Source organism: Nocardiopsis sp. NPDC101807 (genome assembly GCF_044766605.1).
Classification (GTDB): Bacteria; Actinomycetota; Actinomycetes; order Streptosporangiales; family Streptosporangiaceae; genus Nocardiopsis; species Nocardiopsis tropica.
Genome location: NZ_JBIWMK010000003.1, coordinates 33465 through 52550, shown reverse-complemented (window position 1 = coordinate 52550; position 19086 = coordinate 33465). Strand labels below are relative to the sequence as shown.

The following is a 19086-nucleotide window of genomic DNA, read 5'->3' as shown; positions in this document are numbered from 1 at the left end:
AGCCGGCCGGCCCCCGGAGGACGGGGGCCGGCCGGCCGTCTCAGTCCGAGGGGCGCCGCCCCACGGCGAGCAGGGTCGGGTGGACCATGTAGTAGCCCGCGGTGTCGACGATGTAGTCCGGGTGGCCCGGGGTCAGGAGCCGTTCGGCCTCGGCGACCTCCTCACTGCTCAGGCCCGCGTCGGCGCCGCGTTCGACCAGCGATTCGCGCAGTTCCGGCCATACGGCGTTCTCCAGGTAGGGGCGCACGGTCGGGTCGGCGTCCACGGGCGAGCCCACCCGCGGGAAGACGTCCACGTGCACGTCGAGCAGCCCCGCGGCCTCCATCCAGACCGTGTGGAGCTCGTAGTGGGCAGGGCCCCCGGAGGGGATCCCCCAGTTGAGCTCGGAGGCGGTGCGCGCCGCCCGCTCCAGCCGCGAGTGGCCGGGCAGGAACATGGCCTGGTAGTAGTTGCTGGTGAACAGGCCCAGCACGCCGCCGGGGGCCAGGGCGCGCGCGGCGCGTGCCACCAGGTCCCGGGGGTCGTCGAAGTTGCCGGGCCAGACCACGTCCGAGGCCCAGATCGCGTCGAACCCGTCTCCGGAGACGGCGGCCTCGTCGAGCACGTCGACCAGGTCGGCGGCGCGCACCCGGACCCGGTCCGAGACCCCCTCGGCCCGTGCGTGCTCGCGGGCCAGGTCCAGCACGTCGGGGTTGCGGTCGACGGCCAGGACGCGGGCCCCCGGGCCGGCCGCCCGGGCCAGCGCCACCAGCCCGCCCCCGGCTCCGGTTCCCGCGTCGAGCAGGCGTGTGCGCCCGGACAGGTCCATCGCCCCGACCGCCTGTTCGACGGCCGGTGCGACGAAGGCCCGGTTGGCGAGCAGGTAGGGAACCAGCCCGTTCTTCTGGACGTCTGTCATGGTGTGGCTGCCTCGGCTCTCTCGCAGGGGGGACGGTGGTGCCCGTTCGCCGGCGCGGTCACGGTCGCGCCGCGGGCACGAGGTGGGGCAGTACGCTGGCCAGTTTCTCGCCGGTCTCCTCGAATTCGCGTTCGGGGCGGGAAGCGGCCACGATGCCGGCGCCCGCGCGGAGCCAGGCCCGGCCCTGCTCCTCGTAGACGGCGCGCAGGACCAGGGCGGCGTCGAGCTCGCCCCGGGACGTGGCGGTGACCACGGCGCCGGAGTACAGCCCGCGTCCTTCCTCCAGGCGGGTGATCGCCTCGATCGCCTGCGGTTTGGGGATCCCCGACGCCGTGATCGCGGGGAACAGCGCCTCGAAGGCGTGCCACGGGGTGGACCCCTCCTCCAGGCGCCCCCGCACGGTGGAGGCCAGGTGCTGGACGCTGCCGCGGACCGAGACGCTCATGAAGTCGGACACCGCGACGGAGTCCGGGGCGCACACCGACCGCATCTCCGTGACGGCTTCGCGGACCGAGATGGCGTGCTCGTGGATCTCCTTGGGGTCGGCCTCCAGCTCGGCGCGGGCGGCGGTGTCCGCCGCCGTGCCGCGCCCCGCCGCCCGGGTGCCCGCGAGCGGGTTGGTCGAGACCTCGCGGTCGGGTCCGACCGTGACGACCAGTTCGGGGCTGAAGCCCGCGCTGCGGAGCCCGTCGAGGTCCAGGAGGAAGGACCGGGCCGGGGTGTTGGCCCTGCGGCCGACCGCGTAGGTGGCGGGGATGTCGACGGGGAAGGGCAGGTCGACCTTCCGGGAGAGGATCACCTTGTGGTAGTCGCCGCGCTCGATCTCGGCGAGGGCATCGCCCACGAGCGCGCGGTAGCCGTGGGGGTCGGCCTGTGACTCGACGGAGGCGCGGGGCCGTGCGGGGGAGGCGACCGGTTCGAGGAGCAGGGAGCGCACCTTCTGGCGCATCTGCGCCTCGCCCCCGCTGATCCGGGCCCCGTCGGCGGTGATGCGGACCTCGGTCCGGGGCACGATGAGGCGGGCCAGCCGCGCGGGTCCGCCGCCGGCGGGCGGGGCCGCCCCGCGGGAGCGGAGCGCGAAGTCGAACCCCACCCAGCCGTAGGCCCGCCAGGACGGGTCGGGCAGTCCGGCCAGGGCCTCCGCCAGCGCGTCGGCGGGGCTGCCGGTGTAGGAGCGGGAGTCCGAGGTCCCGTCGGCGCCGCGGACCGTGACCCGGTCGCTGTCGAGGTCGACGCCCCACCGCTCTCCGCCACCGAAGCGCCAGACCCCCTCGCGCTCGTAGAGGACGTAGGCGGGGAAGAGCCCCGAGCCCGCGAGCCGGGCGGCGGCCTCGACGGGGTCGATCGGCCCTTCGACCTGTTCGGTTTCACTACGGCTCACGGTCGGCTCCTTGCCCCGGACGGCCTGTGGGCCGCCTCCGGTGTACCCGTGGTCAACATGTCTCTCCGGTCTTGTTTCGAGGGCGGCGAGGACGGCCGCCGCTGCGGCGGCCGTGCGCGGTCGCCCGCCCCGGCCGTGCGTGCCGGGCGCGGTCCGCCGCGAGAGGGCGCCGGCCCGGGGCGGGCGGGGGAGCGGGGGGAGCGCGACGTCACTCCGAGGTGAGCTCGATCGCGCCGGAGGGGCAGCGGTCGACCGCGTTGCGCACGTGCGCGGCGTCGGCGGGGCCGGGACGGTCGGTGCGCAGGCGCACGAGCCCGTCCTCCTCGCCCTGGTCGAACACGCGGTCGGCGGCGACGACGCACTGACCGGCGCCGATGCAGACCTCGGGGTGGACGGTGATGCGCACGCGGGGACGTCCTCTTCACTGTGGAGCGGCCCGGTCGGGGCCGCCGGGCGCCCGGGGGCGCCACCGAACCGATCGTAAATGATTATCGTTTTCATGCGAAGCGCGCGCCCGTGTGGCCGGGGTCGCAGCGCTGTGCGTGCCCCTCCGGTCGCGCAGGGTGGCGCCGCCACTCAGCGGACCCGCTCGCGCAGCGCGTTCTTGTCGACCTTGCCGACCGCCGTCAGGGGAAACGCGTCGACGGTCTCGATCCGGTCGGGGGTCTTGTAGCCGGCCAGGCCCCTGCCGCGCAGGAAGGCGGCGAGCTCGCGGACGGTGGGCGGGGCGCCCGCGCAGACCAGGAAGGCGACCGAGCGCTCGCCGAGGTCGGGGTCGGGTGCGGCCACCAGGGCGGCCGCGGACACGCCCGGGTAGGCGAGCAGCTGGCTCTCGACCTCGGTGGCGTCGATCTTCTCCCCGCCGCGGTTGATCTGGTCCTTCACCCGGCCGACGACGTCGATGTGGCCGCTCGGGCGGAGTCGGACGAGATCGCCGGTCCGGTAGAACCCGTCGGGCGTGAAGTGCGTGGTGGCGAGCTCGGGGGAGCGGTAGTAGCCGCGCAGCGTGTAGGGGCCCCGGGTCAGCAGCTCCCCCACGGCGCCGACCGGTACCGGGGCGCCCGTTCCGTCGACCACCCGCACCTCGTCGCCGGAGGAGAGGGGCCGCCCCTGGGTGGTGCACACCAGCTCCTCGGGGTCGTCGAGACGGGTGGCGTTGATCAGGCCCTCGGCCATGCCGAACACCTGTTGGAGACGGCACCCCAGGGTGGGGCGGACGCGGCGCGCCAGGTCGTCCGCCAACCGGGCTCCCCCCACCTGCAGGACCGCGAGGCTGTCGAGCTCGGCCGTGCCCGGAGCCCGGTCGGCGTAGGCCTCCAACCACACGGGCACCATCGGGGGGCTGAGCGCCGTCACGGTCACGCCCTCGCGGGCGATCAGGGGGAACGCCGTCTCGGGGGCGGGGCTGGGCGCCATGACCACCGTGCCGCCCGCGGTCAGCGTGCCGAGGATCCCCGGGCAGCACATCGCGAAGTTGAAGGCGGCGGGCAGCGCGGCGAGGTAGACGCTGTCCGCGGTGAGGCCGCCGGCGGCCGCGGCGGCGCGGGCGTTGTAGCCGTAGTCCTGGTGCGTGCGCGGAATGAGCTTGGGCGTCCCCGTCGTCCCCCCGGAGAGCAGAAGGAGCGCGATGTCCCCGGGGTCGGGCCGGGCCGGGGCGGTGGCGCTGTTCGCGGGGGCGTCGGCGCGCAGTTCCCCGAAGCCGACGGCGCCCTCCAGGCCGCCGGTGTCACCGACGACGATCACGTGGCGCAGCCCCTCGTGCTCCTCGGCCATGGACGCGGCCAGGGTCCGGTAGTCGAAGCGCGCGTGGCGGTCGGCCACGGCGTAGCCGACCGCCCCGGTGGTCCGCAGCAGGTGGGAGATCTCGTGGCCGCGGTGTCCGGGCATGGCGTGGACCGGAACCGCGCCGAGGTACTGCAGCCCGAACCAGAGCAGCAGGAACTCCGCCCGGTTGGGCAGCTGCACCACCACCCGGTCCCCCTGGCGCACCCCCCGGCGGTGGAGCGCCGCCGCCACCGCACCCGCCTCCCGGGCCAGTTCGGCGTAGGTCCACCGGCGGGCGCCGTCGACGAGCGCGACGGCGTCGGGGCGCCGCTCCGCCTGCCGCACCAGCAGGTCGGCCAGGACCTCCTCGCGCCAGAAGCCGGCCGCCCGGTAGCGCTCGCGCGCCTCCTCCGGCCACCCCGGCCAGTCCGGGGCCTGTGCCTCGGGAGGATTCGCACTCTTCGTCATCTCTGCTCCTTTTGCGTTCTTCGCCACACAAGTGGGGGATCGCGCTCGATGCCGCGCTTAGGATAAAAAAGATAACGGTTTTCGTTTTCATCTGTACCATCGGCCCCCCGACCCCCGCCGGAACCGGGCCGGAACCCCCGAGCCCGCCGCCAGCCAAGGAGACGATCACGCGTGTCGCTGCCAGCCGGTCCGCCAACGGTGCCCACGACGGAGGGGGAGCTGCGCGACGCCGTCGCCGCGCTCTTGAGCATCCCCCCGGAGGAGATCGGCCCCGACGACGACCTGTTCGAGCTCGGTCTGGACTCCATCGCCCTGATGCGCCTGGCCGCGAGGTGGCGGCGCTCCGGCGCCGGGGCCGGCTTCGACGAACTCGCGGAAGCGGCGACCCTGCGCGGTTGGCAGCGGCTCCTGGCGCTGGCCGCCCCCGCCAGGGGGACCCGCTCCGACGCGAAGGGACCCGGCACGCCCTTCCCGCTCGCCGCCATGCAGCACGCCTACTGGATCGGACGCCAGGAGGGCCAGCCCCTCGGCGGGGTCGGAGCGCACTTCTACGCCGAGCTCGACGGCTCGGCCGTCGACCCGGTGCGCCTGGAGACGGCCGTGACGGCACTGCGCCGCCGCCACGGCATGCTGCGGGTCACCGTGCTCGACGACGGCCGCCAGCGCGTCCTGGACCACCCGCCCGGCCCCGCGCTGACCGTGCGGGACCTGAGCGCGGAGACGGCCGAGCAGGTCGAGCGGCGGCTGGCCGAACTGCGCGAGCACTACACCCACCGGCGGATGGACGTCGAGCGCGGCGAGGTGTTCGACCTCGCGCTGACGCTCCTGCCCGGCGGGGCCACCCGGTTGCACATCGACCTCGACATGCTGGCGGCCGACGCCGCGAGTATGCGGGTCCTGCTGCGCGACCTCCAACTGCTCTACACCGACCCCGGCGCCGTCCTCCCGGAGCTCCCCCTGGACTACCGCGCCTACCTGGACGCCGTCGGGGCCGCGCGGGAGCGGGAACGCGAGCAGGACCGCGCCTGGTGGAGCGGGCGCCTGGAGTCGCTGAGCGCCCCGCCGGCCCTGCCCACCGTCGTGGACCCCCTCGACCCGGACTCGGCCGCGCCGCGCTTCCACCCGACCACCCGGCTGCACCACTGGCTCGCCCCCGAGCGCAAGCAGAGGCTGCTGGCCGCCGCGCGCGGCCACGGGGTCACCCCCGCCGCCGCGCTGGCGGGCGCCTTCGCCGAGACCCTAGGCGCCTGGAGCGACTCCCCGAGGTTCCTGCTGAACCTCCCGCTCTTCCACCGCGACCTGGACGTGGAAGGGGCCGAGTCGCTGGTCGGGGACTTCAGCAGCTCGATCCTGCTCGACGTCGACCTCACCGAGGAGCGCGCCTTCGCCGAGTCCGCGCGCCACGTGCAGACCCGCCTGCGCACGGCGGCCGCCCACGGCTCCTACTCCGGCGTCGAGGTGCTCCGCGACCTCTCCCGCGCCTCCGACGGCGTTCCGGCCCTGGCCCCCGTCGTCTACACCAGCGCCCTGGGGCTGGGCGAGGTCTACGACTCCGAGGTCAGGGCCGCGTTCGGCGAGCCCGTGTGGATCATCTCCCAGGGCCCGCAGGTCTGGCTGGACGCACAGGTGACCGAACTCGACGGCGGACTCCTCCTGAACTGGGACGTGCGCCACCGCGCGTTCGAGCCCGGCGTCCCCGAGGCGGCGTTCGCGGCCTACCGCGACCTCGTCGACTCCCTCGTCGACGACCCCTCGGCCTGGACCGCGCCCGTGCGCCTGCCGCTCCCCGAGGACCAGGCGCGCGTGCGCGCGGCGGCCAACGCCACCGACGCGCCCGCCGTGACCGAGCGGCTGCACGAGGGCTTCTTCCGCGCCGCCCGCGAACACCCCGAGGCCCTCGCCCTGATCCCCGACGCCGGCGAACCGGTGACCTACGGCGCGCTCGCCGACCGCGCGGGCCGTGTCAGCGCGCTGCTGGCCGGGGCCGGGGTGTCCCCGGGCGACGCCGTGGCGGTCAGCCTGCCCCGGGGCGCGGCACAGGTCGCCGCGGTGCTCGGGGTCCTGGGCGCTGGTGCCGCCTACGTCCCCGTCGGGGTGGAACAGCCCGCCGAGCGCACGGCGCGCATCCTGGCCGCGGCCGACGCCGCGGCCCTGCTCACCGACGCCGCGCACGCCGACCGGCCCGCCGGCCCGTCGCGGGGCCGCACAGGCCCGCCGGTCGTGCTGGTCGAGGACGCGGACGGGTGCGAGCCCGCGCCGCCGGACCTCGCACAGCCCCTCGACGCGACCGCCTACGTCATCTTCACCTCGGGGTCCACCGGGGTCCCCAAGGGCGTGGAGGTCTCGCACGGGGCGGCCGTGAACACGATCGCCGCGCTGAACGACCGCTTCGACGTGGGACCGCGGGACCGCGGGCTGGCCCTCGCGGACCTGGACTTCGACATGTCCGTCTACGACCTCTTCGCCCCCCTGTCCGCGGGAGGGTCGGTGGTCCTCGTCCAGGACGAGGCCCGCCGCGACGCCCACCACTGGGTCGCGCTGATGCGCGAGCACGGCGTCACGCTCCTGAACTGCGTGCCCGCCCTGCTCGACATGGTGCTGACCGCCGCCGAGTCGCGTCCCGGCGGCTTCGGCGACCGACTGCGGTTCGTCCTGCTCGGCGGCGACTGGGTCGGCCTCGACCAGCCCGGGCGCCTGCACGCCCTGGCCCCGCGGGCGCGGTTCACCGCCCTGGGCGGGATGACCGAGGCCGCCGTGCACTCCACGGTGTTCGAGGTCGACCGGGTCGACCCCTCGTGGACGTCGATCCCGTGGGGCCTCCCGCTGCCCAACATGCGCGCCCGGGTCGTGGACCACCACGGCCGCGACCGCCCCGACTGGGTCCCGGGCGAGCTCTGGGTCAGCGGCGCGGGCCTGGCGACCGCCTACCGCGGCGACCCCGGGCGCACCGCCGAGAAGTTCGTCACCGACCAGGGCCGCAGGTGGTACCGCACCGGCGACCGGGCACGCTACCGCTCCGACGGCGTCCTGGAGTTCCTCGGCCGCGCCGACCACCAGGTGAAACTGCGCGGACACCGCATCGAGCTGGGCGAGGTCGAAGCCGCCGCCGCCTCGTGCCCGGGCGTCTCCGCCGCGGTGGCGCTCGTCACCGGCACACCGCGCAGGCTCGCCCTGGTGGCCGCCTCGGGGGCGGGGCCGGCGGCCGAGGCGGAGCTCCGCGCCACCCTGGAGCGCGCCCTCCCCTCCTACATGGTCCCCGCCCAGACCGTGCTGGTGGACGCCCTCCCCCTGACCGCCAACGGCAAGCCCGACCGCCGGAGCGCCGAGGCCCTGGCCACGGCCGCGACCGGCCGCGCCCCCGAGGACGACGGCGACGGGGACCGGTCCCCGCGCGGGTGGGCCGAGACCGTGGTGGCCGAGGTCTGGGGCGAGCTCCTGGACGTCAAGGGCATCCGGCGCGACGACGGGTTCTTCGCCCTGGGCGGCGACTCGCTCCTGGCCACCCGGATGATCGGCGCCCTGCGGGAACGCGGCGCGGGCGGCGCACGGGTCGCGGGCCTGTTCTCCTCTCCCGCGCTGGCCGACTTCGCCGCCACCCTCACCCGGCAGGAGCCGCCGACCGGCACCGTCCTGGGCGAGGGCGACACCGCCAACCGCCACCTGCCCTTCCCGATGACCGACGTCCAGCGGGCGTTCTGGATCGGACGCGACAGCAGGCTCTCCCTCGGAGGCGTGGGCACCTACCACTACAGCGAGTTCGACGGCGCCGACGTCGACCTCGACCGGTTCACACGCGCCTGGACGGCCCTGGTGGACCGGCACGAGATGCTGCGCGCCGTCTTCGACGAGGACGGACGCCAGCGCATCCTGCCGCGGGTGCCACCGGTCACGGTGGCCGTCACGGAGGCGGCCACCGAGGAGGAGGCCGCGCAGGCCCTGGCCTCGCTGCGCGAGGAGGCCTCCCACCTGAGCATCGACCTGACCCGGTGGCCCCTGTTCGAGCTGCGGGCCGTGCGCTATCCCGGCGGCGGCGCCACGCGCACGCGCCTGGCGATCGGGCTCGACTACATCGTCCTGGACGCCGCCTCGATCATCGCCCTGTACGGAGAGCTCGACCGGCTCTACAGCGACCCCGGGGCGGAGCTGGAGCCGATCGACGTCTCCTTCCGCGACTACGTCCTGCAGTCCGAACCCGACCCCGACGCGGTCGAGCACGCGCGCCGGCACTGGACGAACCGGCTCCGGACACTGCCGCCCGCGCCCTCGCTCCCGCTGGTCGCCGACCCCTCCACCGTGGAGCACCCCCGTTTCACCCGCCGCCGGCGCCCCCTCCGCGCGCGGGACTGGGAGGCGATCACCGACAAGGCCCGCGCCCACGGCCTGACACCGTCGGTCGTCCTCCTCACCTGCTACGCGGAGGTCCTGTCGGCCTGGAGCGACCACCCGGAGGTGGCGGTCAACCTCACCCTGTTCAACCGGCAGCCGGTCCACCCCCACATCGACCTGATCATGGGCGATTTCACCTCGGTGTCCCTGCTCGGCTACGAGCCGCGCGCCGGGGAGCCGTGGCCGGCCGCCGCGCACCGCCTGCAGCGCGTCATGAGCGAGGACCTCGACCACCGCGAGGCCTCCGTGACCTGGCTGCTGCAGGAGCTCGCCAAGCGCACCGGGGCGGTCGACGCGGCCATGCCCGTGGTCTTCAGCAGCTCCGTCGGGGTGGGCGACCGCACCGTCAAGGACCTCTCCGACGGTTTCCCCGAGAAGGTGTGGGGCATCTCCCAGACCCCGCAGGTGCTCCTGGACAACCAGGTCACCGAGTCCCGGGGCGGCGTCATGGTCACCTGGGACGCCATCGAGGAACTGTTCCGTCCCGGCGTGCTCGACTCCATGTTCGACGCCTACAACGCGATGCTGGCCTGGCTGGCCGGGAGCGACTGGGACACGGCCGCCCCGCCGGTGCTCCCGCGCGCCCAGGCGGACACGCGCCGTCCCGCCCCGGCGGCCCTCCCCGCCGCCGCGGAGGGCACCCTCCACGGCGAGGTCCTGCGCCGCGCCGGGGAGGAGCCGGACCGCCCCGCCGTCCTCGGAGCCCCCGGCCGCGAACCCCTCACCTACGGCGGACTCGCCGCGCGGGCCGCCCGGGTCGCGGGCGGCCTGGCCGAGCGGGGCGCGGGCCCCGGCGGCGTCGTCGCGATCACCCTGCCCCCCGGGGCCGACCGGGTCGCCGCGATCCTGGGGGTGCTCTCCACCGGCGCGGCCTACCTGCTGGGCGACCCGGAGGCGCCCCCCTCACGACGCGAACACGAACGGCGAGCGGCCGGGGCCCGCCTCGTGATCGTCGGCCCCGGCCTCGCGGACGGACCGGACCACGCCGAACTCACCGACCTCGCCGCCGCCGAACCCCTGCGGACGGCGGTCGCCGCCGACCCCGGGGCGGCGGCCTACGTCACCGTCCGGGCGGGCCGGGACGGGGAGGGCGCCGCGGTCGAGTCCGTCGACCACGGCTCGGCGGTGGCGACGATCGCCGCGGTGCGCGAGAGGTTCGGGATCGACGCGCGGGACCGGGTGCTCGCGGGCGACCCCCCGGCGGCGGCCGTGGGCGCGTTCAGCGTGTTCGGACCGCTCGGCGCCGGCGGCGCCCTGGTGTGCCCCGCGACCGACGTCGCGGACGACCCGCGCGCCGCGGCCGCGCTGGCCGCCGAGCACGGCGCGACGGTGTGGAACGGCCCGCCGATGCTGCTCGACGCGCTGATCGCGGCGGCCCCGGCCGGAGAGGGGGCGCCGCTGCCCGACCTGCGCCTGGCGCTCGTCTCGGGCGACCGGGTGGGCACCGGACTGGCCGGGCGCCTGCGCCGGGCCACCGGCGGCGGCCGGCTCGTCGCCCTGTACGGCGGCCGTGGCAGCGCCGGCTGGGCGAGCGCCGTCGAGATCGACGCCGACGCGGACGGCCCGGCGCCCTCCGGGCGGCCCCTGGCGGGCCACCGGTTGCGCGTGGTGGACTCCGCCGGCCGTGAATGCCCCGACCAGGTGATCGGCGACCTCTGGATCGCAGGCCCCGACGCCGCGCCCGACCCGGCCACGACCGGGGCGCCCGACCCGGACGGGCGGCTCCGCCCGACCGGGACCCGCGCCCGGTACCTGCCCGGCGGCGCCGTCGAGTTCCTCGGCCCCGAACCGCAGGCCCGGCTCAACGGCCGCCGCGTCGACATCGGCGCCGTCGAGGGCGCCGTCGAGTCGCACCCGGGCGTCGTCCACGCGGCGGTGGTCACCGTGGGAGAGGGGCGCGAACGCCGGCTCCACGCCTACACGGTGACCGCCGACGGGGAGGAGCCCGACGGCCTCTCCCGCCACCTGTCCGGACTGCTGCCCCCCTTCGCGGTCCCGTCCCGGATCACCCGCCTGCCCCGCCTGCCCCTGACAGCCGAGGGCGCCGTGGACCGCGGCGCGCTGGCCGAGGAGGCCGCCGTCCGGGAGCGCGCCGCGTCGGGACCGCCCACGGGGGAGACCGAGATCCGCGTCGCCGCCCTGTGGACCGAACTCCTGGGCGCCGGGGCCGAGCACCGCCACGCCGACTTCTTCGCCGCCGGCGGCGACAGCCTGACCGCGCTGCGCCTGGTCACAGCCACGGGCGAGGCGTTCGGCGTCGAGATCTCGGTCCGTTCCTTCCTCACCGCATCCACCCTCGCCGACCTGGCACGACAGGTCGACCACGCGCTCGCCTCCCGCGACGACGAAGAAAGCGGAATCCTATGAACGCCCATCAGCTCGTCTCCGAGATGGAGAAGGACGGCATCCGGCTCTGGGAGGACGACGGCGCCCTGCGGTTCCGCGCCCCCAAGGGCGTGCTGACCGAGGAGCGCAAGGCGCTGCTGCGCGAGAACCGCGCCGAGGTCCTCGCCCACCTGACCGCCCGCCGCCTCGCCACCCGGATCACCCCCGACCCCGAGTCGGTCGGCACCCCCTTCCCGCTGACCGACATCCAGGCGGCCTACCTGGTCGGACGCGGCAGCGCCTACGGGTACGGCGGGGTGGCCTGCCACGTCTACGTCGAACTCTCCTTCCCGGCCGACACCGACCCGGAGCGGCTCCAGGAGAGCTGGTGGTCCGTGGTGCGCCGCCACGGCATGCTGCGCGCGGTGGTCCACCCCGACGGCTTCCAGGAGGTCCTGCCCGAGATCCCGGAGAAGCCGGTGCCGACCGTCGACCTGCGCGGCGCCACCCCCGCCGAGGTCGAGGAGCGCGTGGACCTGGTGCGCCGGGAACTCGCCTCCAGGGTCCCGCCCACCGACGTGCCGCCGCTGTTCGAGCTGCGGATGACGCGGTGCGCCGACGAACTCGTCCTGCACCTGTCGATCGACCAGCTCATCGTCGACTACGCCAGCCTGCTGCTGGTCCTGTCCGAACTGGAGGACGCCTACCACGGCCGGGAGACCGTGACCCCGGAGATCGGCTTCCGCGACTACGTCCTGGCGCGCCGCAACCAGACGCTCACCGGCGAGTACGACCGCGCCCGCGACTACTGGACCCGGCGGCTGCCCACCCTGCCCCCCGCCCCCGACCTGCCGCTGCCCGCCGACGGCGGACGGGTCGGCGCCTTCCGGCGCTTCGAGGAGATCCTCGGCGCCGGGCAGCGCGCGTCCTTCGAGGCCAACGCCGCCCGAGCCGGGGTCACCGCCTCGGCCGCCGCGATGGCCGCCTACGCCGAGGTGCTGGGCCGCTGGAGCCGCAGCCCGCAGTTCACGCTCAACGTCCCCACCTTCACCCGCCTGCCCCTGCACGACGACGTCGACCGCCTCGTGGGGGACTTCACCGCGGTCGAACTCCTCGCCGTCGACCTGCGGCCCGCGCAGACGTTCGCCGAACGCGCGGCCACCCTGCGCGACACCCTGCTGGAGGACCTGGCGCACTCCCTGTACACCGGGAGCCAGGTCCTGGCCGACCTCACCCGGCGCAGCGACAGCGACACCGTGCTCATGCCGGTCGTGTTCACCAGCACACTCGGCTCGGCGGCGGCCCGCCGGCCCGCCGCGGCCATCCGCCACGCCCAGACCCAGACCCCGCAGGTCTGGCTGGACTGCCAGGTGATGGAGCGCGCCGACGAACTGGCCCTGAGCTGGGACGTGCGCGAAGGGGTTCTGGGCGGGGACACCGCCGCCGACCTCTTCGCCGCCTTCACCGCCCTCATGACCCGTCTGGCCGAGGACCCGGACGCCTGGAACGAGGCGGCCCGCATCGAGTTGCCGGAGGGCACCCGCGCCGTCCGCGAGCGGGTCAACGACACCGCCGCCCCGGTGCCGCGCGCCCTGCTGCACGAGGGGGTGCTGGCCGCCGCCGAGCGCGACCCCGGGCGCGTCGCCGTGATCGACCGGGACCGCTCGCTGACCTACGGCGAGCTGGTCGGGCGCGCGACGGCGGTCGCACGGGCGCTGGGCGCCGCCGGCGTCGGCGCGGGCGACCTGGTCGCCGTCACGATGGAGAAGGGGTGGGAACAGGTCGCCGGCGTCCTGGGCGCCCTGATGGCGGGCGCCGCCTACCTCCCCCTGGACACCACGCAGCCGGCGCGCCGCCGCACGGCGATCCTCGCCGACGCCGGGGCCTCGGTCGTGCTGACCCAGTCCTGGCTGGTGGAGGAGGGGGAGTGGCCCCCGGGATGCACCACCGTCGCCGTCGACAGCCTCCCCCTGGCCTCCGGCCCCCCGCCGCGGCCCGGCACCGGCCCCGACGACCTGGCCTACGTCATCTACACCTCGGGGTCGACCGGCGCCCCCAAGGGCGTCATGATCAGCCACGCCGCGGCGCTGAACACGGTCACCGACGTCAACCGCAGGTTCGACGTGACCGCGGACGACCGCGTCCTCGCACTGGCCCAGCTCGGTTTCGACCTCTCCGTCTACGACGTCTTCGGCCCGCTGGCGGTCGGGGCCGCCGTGGTGCTGCCCGACCCCGCGCGCCGCGGCGACCCCTCCGAGTGGATCGAGACCGTCCGGTCCGCGCAGGTCACCTTCTGGAACTCGGTCCCCGGACAGCTGCAGATGGTGCACGACTACCTGCGCGCCGACGACCCGCCCCTGCCCTCCCTGCGCGTCGCGCTGCTCTCCGGCGACTGGATCCCCACCGCGCTGCCCGAGGCCGTGCGGACCTGGGCCCCGAACATGGCGGTGCACAGCCTCGGCGGCGCCACCGAGGCGTCGATCTGGTCCATCCACCACCCGATCGACCGGGTCGACCCCGCCTGGCGCAGCATCCCCTACGGCAGGCCGATGGACAACCAGACGTTCCACGTCCTGGACACGGCGCTGCGGCCCTGTCCCGACCTGGTCGTGGGCGAGCTGTACATCGGGGGCATCGGTCTGGCCCAGGGCTACTTCGGCGACGAGGAGCGGACGGCGGCCCGGTTCATCCGGCACCCGGAGACCGGCGAGCGCCTCTACCGCACCGGCGACATGGGCCGCTACTGGCCCGACGGGGTGATCGAGTTCCTCGGCCGCGAGGACCAGCAGGTCAAGATCCGCGGCTACCGGATCGAGCTCGGCGAGGTGCAGGCGGCGGTGGAGTCGCTGCCGGAGGTGGGCGCGGCGGCGGTCGTGCTCACCGGCGGGCGCGGATCCGGGCCCACGGGCGCGGGCCAGAGCCTGACGGCCTTCGTCGAACCCGCCCGCCGCGACACCCCCCTCCCGCTCCCGCGGACGCTGCTCCCCGCCGTCCGCGACGCCGCCCGGCAGGCCGGGCAGCGGGCCGACCTCGACGGACTCGCCGCGTTCCGCGCCGCGCTCGCCGAGGCGGCCGCGTCCTCCATCGCCGACACGCTCGCCCCGGCCTTCGCCGGGGGCGGCGAGCTCTCACCGGAACAGGTGTGCGACGCGCTGGGAGCGGCCCCCGCACACCACCGCCTGGTGCGGCGCTGGATCCGGGGGCTCGTCACCGACGGCCTCCTGGAGCGCACCCCCGGCGGGAAGCTCGCCGGCCTGCGCGCCCCCGGCCCGCAGGCCACCGCCCGCGCCTGGGACGAGGCCGCCCGCCTCGAGGAGCGGGCGCGGTGGAGCCCCGAACTGTTCGCCGCGGTGCGTGCCGGAGCCGAGCACCTGTCCGACCTGGTCGCCGGGCGGGAGGAGGCGGCCCGGCCGTTCTCCGGCGCCGACCCGCGGGCGCTGACCGCCGCCTACGCCGCGAACGCAGGATCCTCCGCGCTGCGCTCGGTCCTGGCCGCCGCGGCGGCCGAGATCGCACGCACCCGCGACACCGCCGAACCGCTGCGGATCATGGAGGTCGGGCTGCGCGGCGGCGGCGTGGCCGGCGACCTGCTGCCCGCCCTGGCCGACCACCGGGTCGACTACCTGGGGACCGACGCGTCGGCGCAGAACCGGTCCGTGTTCGAGCAGGACTTCTCCGACGACCCGCGCGTGCGCTGCGCGGCCTTCGACCCCGCGCAGGACCCCGCCGGACAGGGCCTGGCCCGCAACTCCGTGGACCTGCTGGTCTGCGTCGGCGTCCTGGACAACCTCCCCGACGTGGAAGCCGCCCTGGAGCGCCTCTCCACCCTGGTGGCGCCGGGCGGGTGGATGCTCCTGCTGGCCAACACCGACGACGACGACCACGCGCTCCGGATCTCCGCGGAGTTCACGGCCGAGCACGCGGGACCGTTCACCGACGTCCGCCGGGAGCAGGAGCAGACGTTCCTGCGCCACGAGCAGTGGCAGGAGCTGTTCCGAGGCCGCGGCCACCAGGTCGCCGCCGCGTTCCCCGAGGACACCGGAACGGCCCGGGCCTTCGGCCAGCACCTCTACCTGGTCCGGGCCAAACCCCTGCTGGAGCCGGTCGAGGTGGCGTCGCTGACGCGCCGCGGCCACGAACTGCTCCCCGAGTACTCGGTGCCCTCCCAGTGGGAGGTCGTCGACGCCCTGCCGAGGACGGAGAACGGCAAGCTGAACCGCGGCGCACTGGAGAAGCGGTCGCTCGAACTGGGCGCCGGACCCGCCGAGGAGGCCGGCGACCAGAGCCCCCGCGACGACCTGGAGCGCGCACTGGCGGCCCTGTGGGCCGAGCTGCTCGAGACGGAGCGCATCGGACGCGACGACGACCTCTTCGCGCTGGGCGGCGACTCGCTGCTGGTGGCCCGGATCGTCGGACGGCTGCGCGACGGGCTGGCCGGCCACGAATGGGACCTCGAGTGGGAGGTCGTCCTGCGCCACCTGCTGCGCCGGCCGACCATCGCCGGCCTCGCCGCCTACCTGCGGGAGCTCTCCGCCCCCGAGGCGGAGGCGGAGGCCGAGAACTCGCCGCTGGTGGAGCTGATCCGGCCCGAGCCCGGCGCCCCGGTGACCGTGCTCGTGCACGCCGGAACGGGGACCCTGCTGCCGTACCGGCCCCTGGTCACCCGGCTCCGCGCCCGTTCCGGTGGAGGGCACGGGCTGGTGGGCCTGGAGCTGCCGGCGCCCGAGAACTTCCGCAACGCCGACCCGAACGGGCTCATCGACCGCACGGCGGCCGAATACGTGCGCGCCCTGCTCGACGCCGGGCACACGCGGGTCGACGTCGTCGGCTACTGCGTGGGCGGGGTCATCGCCACCGAGGTGGCCCGGGGGCTCGCCGAGGCCGGCGCCACCGTTCGCAGCCTCACGGTCATCAGCAGCCACAGCCCGACCTTCCGCATCGACGACGAGCTGCTCTCCGAGTACTCCTTCTCGCTCATGATGGGCATGGACCCGTCCCACATCGGGTTCCCCGCCGACTCCGAGCGCGTGGGCGAGGCGGTCTCCGCCGTGCTCGACCGCTCTCCCGAGGCCGTCCTGGACGGCGCGATCGCCGACCTGGACGGGGAGTTCGCCGACGTCGCGGCCGCCTTCGAGGCCCTGGAGGCGGTGCCGCGCATGGCCCGGGTGACCCGCATGTGCGAGGCGCTGCCGCCCGAGCTCGCCGACACCTACCAGCCCGAGGGCCTGCTGCGGGCCCTGCGCACCTACCAGCAGAGCACCTTCGCGCTGAGCCGGCACCGGGCCGAACCCTACGCGGGCGACATCACCTTCCTGCGGCACAACGGCGCCTACCCCTTCCCCGGCAGCGCCGACACCATCGCCGACCACTGGGCGAGGATCTGCCTCGGCGAACTGCGCACCCGCGACATCCCCGGCGAGCACTTCACCTGCATGACGGGTGAGAACGTCCCCACGGTCGACGACCACCTGCACGAGATCATCGAAGGGAAGACGTCGTGATCGGCATCATCGGCGCCTCCGGCGCGGTCGGGCGCCACACCGCCGCGGCCCTGGCCGCGGCCGGGGCGGGCCCCCTGCGCCTGGGGGCCCGGCGGCCCTCCGCCGTCCCCTCCGGCCCCTGGCCCGAGGGCAGCGAGACCGTCGGGGTCGACGCCTGCGACCCCGCCTCGCTCGCCCGGTTCAGCGCGGGCTGCACCCTGCTGGTCAACTGCGCCGGTCCCAGCTACCTCCTCAAGGACACCGTCGCGCTGGCCGGGCTGGCCGCGGGCGCCGACGTCGTCGACGTCATGGGCGACGACCCCGTCCACGAGTCCCTCACGGAGTCGGGCGCGGTCGGGCCGGACCGCTGCGTCGTCCTGTCGGCCGGGACCGTCCCCGGCCTGGCGGGACTGGTCCCCCTCTGGCTCGCCGGAGCCGGCCCCGCCGACGGTCCGGCGCTCAGGATGACCGGCTACGCGGGCGGGCTGGAACACGCGACCGAGAGCGTGGCGGCCGACATCGTGCTCTCCCTGGACACCGGGGGAGCGGACGGCGAGCGCTTCGGCCACCCCCTCGCGGCCTGGCGGCAGGGCCGCCGCGCCCCGGGGGTCCTGCGCGTGGCCGACGGCGCCCGGGCCCCCTACTTCCCCCACCCGGTCGCCCTGCAGCCGCTCCTGACCACCGAGGTGGAGCGCCTGGCCGCGCGCATGGGCCTGGCCGAGGCCGACTGGTACAACGTCCTCCCCGGAACACAGGTGCGCGAGCTGCTCACCGCGCTGCCGACCCTGCCGATGGACACCGCCGAGCAGCGCGACGCGGTGACCGGGCGCATCCGGCGCGCCGCCGAGGTCGACGCCGCGGGCGGCGTGCCCTACTACCGGCTGGTGTTCAGCCTCTCGGGCCGGGACTGGGCACGCACCTGCGTGGTCCACTGCGACAGCAGCTACCGGCTCACCGGGGCCGTCGCGGCGCTCGCGGCCCTGGACGTCCTGGCCGGACGCATCGGCGGGGGGCTGCACTACGCGGCCCAGGCGATGGACCCGCGGGCCACGGTGGAGGCGCTGAGGGCCAACGGGGACGCGGAGTTCGCGGTCCACCACCACGCCGCCGCGCCGCCGGCCCCCGGCGACGCGGACGAGGCCGTCGAGGACGGTGAGCTGTGAACGCGCCCGCACCGCTGCGCACCGTCGTCTGCGGCACGAACTTCGGCCGCCTCTACATCGACGCCGTCCGGCGCCATCCCGGGTTCACCCTCGTGGGACTCCTCTCCACCGGCAGCAGCCACTCCCGGGAACTGGCCGAACGGCACGGCGTGCCCTGCCACACCTCCCCGGACGAGCTCCCCGCCGACGTCGACGCGGCCGTCGTGGCGGTGCCCGCGGCGGTCATGGGGGGCCAGGGGTCCGAACTCGCGCGCACCCTGCTCGCCAGGGGCGTGCACGTGCTCCAGGAGCACCCGCTGCACCCCGACGAGCTGTCGGAGTCCCTGCGCACGGCGAGGAAGGCCGGCCGGCAGTTCCAGGTCAACACCCACTACCCCCACGTGGCCCCGGTGCGCGAGTTCATCGGGGCGGCGCGCAGACTGCGCGGACTCCAGCGTGTCCTGTTCGTCGACGCGGCGGCCCCGGTCCACGTCCTGGCCCCCCTGATCGACATCCTGGCGCGCGCCCTGGGCGGCACCCGCCCCTGGAGGCTGGGCGATCCCGTTCCACCGGCCGAGGACGTCGTCGCGGCGGCGAAGGGGGAGGCGCCGCTGAGCCTGCTGCACGGGGCCATCGCCGGGGCCCCGCTGACACTGCGGGTGCACAACCAGATCCACCCCGGGGACCGGGACAACCACTCCCTCTTCTGGCACCGCGTGGCGGTGGGGACCGAAGGCGGGGTCCTGACCCTGGCCGACACCCACGGGCCCGTGCTGTGGCACCCGCGGATCCACTCGCCCCGCGACCCCGGGCACCGGCTGGTGTTCACGCCCGGGGCCGGGGCCGAGTCGCTGCGGCTGCCCGCGTCGGCGGTCCTGGGCCAGGCGGGTCCGCCGCCCCGGATCTCCGAGATCTTCTCCGAGCTGTGGCCCGAGGCCATCGGCGAGGCCCTCGACGGGTTCGCCGCGGCCGTCGCCGAGGGCGGGGACCCGCTCCGGTCGGCCCAGCAGGACCTGGCGGTCTTCGCCCTCTGGCGGGAGCTGATGGAACGCCTGGGGCCGCCGGGGCTGATCCGTCCCCCCGCCCCCGAGCCCCTGGCGCCGGAGGCGCTCGCGGCGGGGGGGGCCCCCCCCCCCGCGGCGCCCCCCCCCGCCCCGGCCGGGGGCCCGGCGCGGCCGGGCCCCGCCCCCCCCCCCGTGGCGCGCCCCCCGCCCCCCGCGGGCCCGGGGGGCCCAAACCACG

Annotated in this window: 8 protein-coding genes; 4 read left to right on the top strand and 4 right to left on the bottom strand. The window is 75.9% G+C overall.

All coding sequences use genetic code 11. The features are described from left to right. Positions 1-40 precede the first annotated feature (40 nt). The 4 genes from ACIRPH_RS09795 to ACIRPH_RS09780 all read right to left on the bottom strand — a co-directional run bounded on the left by ACIRPH_RS09795 (position 41) and on the right by ACIRPH_RS09780 (position 4511). Positions 41-898, bottom strand: coding sequence for an SAM-dependent methyltransferase (locus tag ACIRPH_RS09795; RefSeq protein ID WP_402911785.1), 858 nt, complete (start codon positions 896-898; stop codon positions 41-43). 58 nt (positions 899-956) lie between these two features. Then, the gene (locus tag ACIRPH_RS09790; protein ID WP_402911783.1) at positions 957-2279 is read right to left on the bottom strand and encodes a salicylate synthase; all 1323 of its coding nucleotides are present in this window, start codon (positions 2277-2279) and stop codon (positions 957-959) included. Between the two features lie 208 nt (positions 2280-2487). After that, positions 2488-2685, bottom strand: a complete 198-nt coding sequence (locus ACIRPH_RS09785) for a ferredoxin (RefSeq protein ID WP_402911781.1) — start codon at positions 2683-2685, stop codon at positions 2488-2490. Between the two features lie 170 nt (positions 2686-2855). Next, a complete protein-coding gene (locus ACIRPH_RS09780) occupies positions 2856-4511 on the bottom strand; it encodes a (2,3-dihydroxybenzoyl)adenylate synthase (RefSeq protein ID WP_402911779.1) in 1656 nt (551 codons plus the stop codon). A 171-nt stretch (positions 4512-4682) separates the two neighbouring features. Between ACIRPH_RS09780 and ACIRPH_RS09775 the strand changes: the two genes are divergently transcribed. The 4 genes from ACIRPH_RS09775 to ACIRPH_RS09760 form a co-directional block, all read left to right on the top strand. After that, complete coding sequence (locus ACIRPH_RS09775; protein WP_402911776.1) at positions 4683-11264, top strand: amino acid adenylation domain-containing protein; 6582 nt, start codon at positions 4683-4685, stop codon at positions 11262-11264. Beyond that, entirely contained in the window at positions 11261-16723 is a 5463-nt protein-coding gene (locus ACIRPH_RS09770) for an amino acid adenylation domain-containing protein (RefSeq protein ID WP_402911773.1), read from the top strand. Before ACIRPH_RS09775 ends, ACIRPH_RS09770 begins: the two co-directional genes overlap by 4 nt. Beyond that, positions 16720-17865 (top strand): NAD(P)H-binding protein, encoded by a 1146-nt coding sequence (locus ACIRPH_RS09765; protein WP_402911769.1) that lies wholly within the window; start codon positions 16720-16722, stop codon positions 17863-17865. Before ACIRPH_RS09770 ends, ACIRPH_RS09765 begins: the two co-directional genes overlap by 4 nt. Further along, positions 17862-19086, top strand: a 1225-nt coding sequence (locus ACIRPH_RS09760) for a Gfo/Idh/MocA family oxidoreductase (RefSeq protein WP_402911766.1), incomplete at its 3' end; no start/stop codon positions are given. The genes ACIRPH_RS09765 and ACIRPH_RS09760, both read left to right, overlap by 4 nt.

Coding starts and splice junctions, on each gene's coding strand:
- ACIRPH_RS09795 (WP_402911785.1), bottom strand. CDS start 898: ATGACAGACGTCCAGAAGAACGGGCTGGTTCCCTACCTGCTCGCCAAC.
- ACIRPH_RS09780 (WP_402911779.1), bottom strand. CDS start 4,511: ATGACGAAGAGTGCGAATCCTCCCGAGGCACAGGCCCCGGACTGGCCG.
- ACIRPH_RS09770 (WP_402911773.1), top strand. CDS start 11,261: ATGAACGCCCATCAGCTCGTCTCCGAGATGGAGAAGGACGGCATCCGG.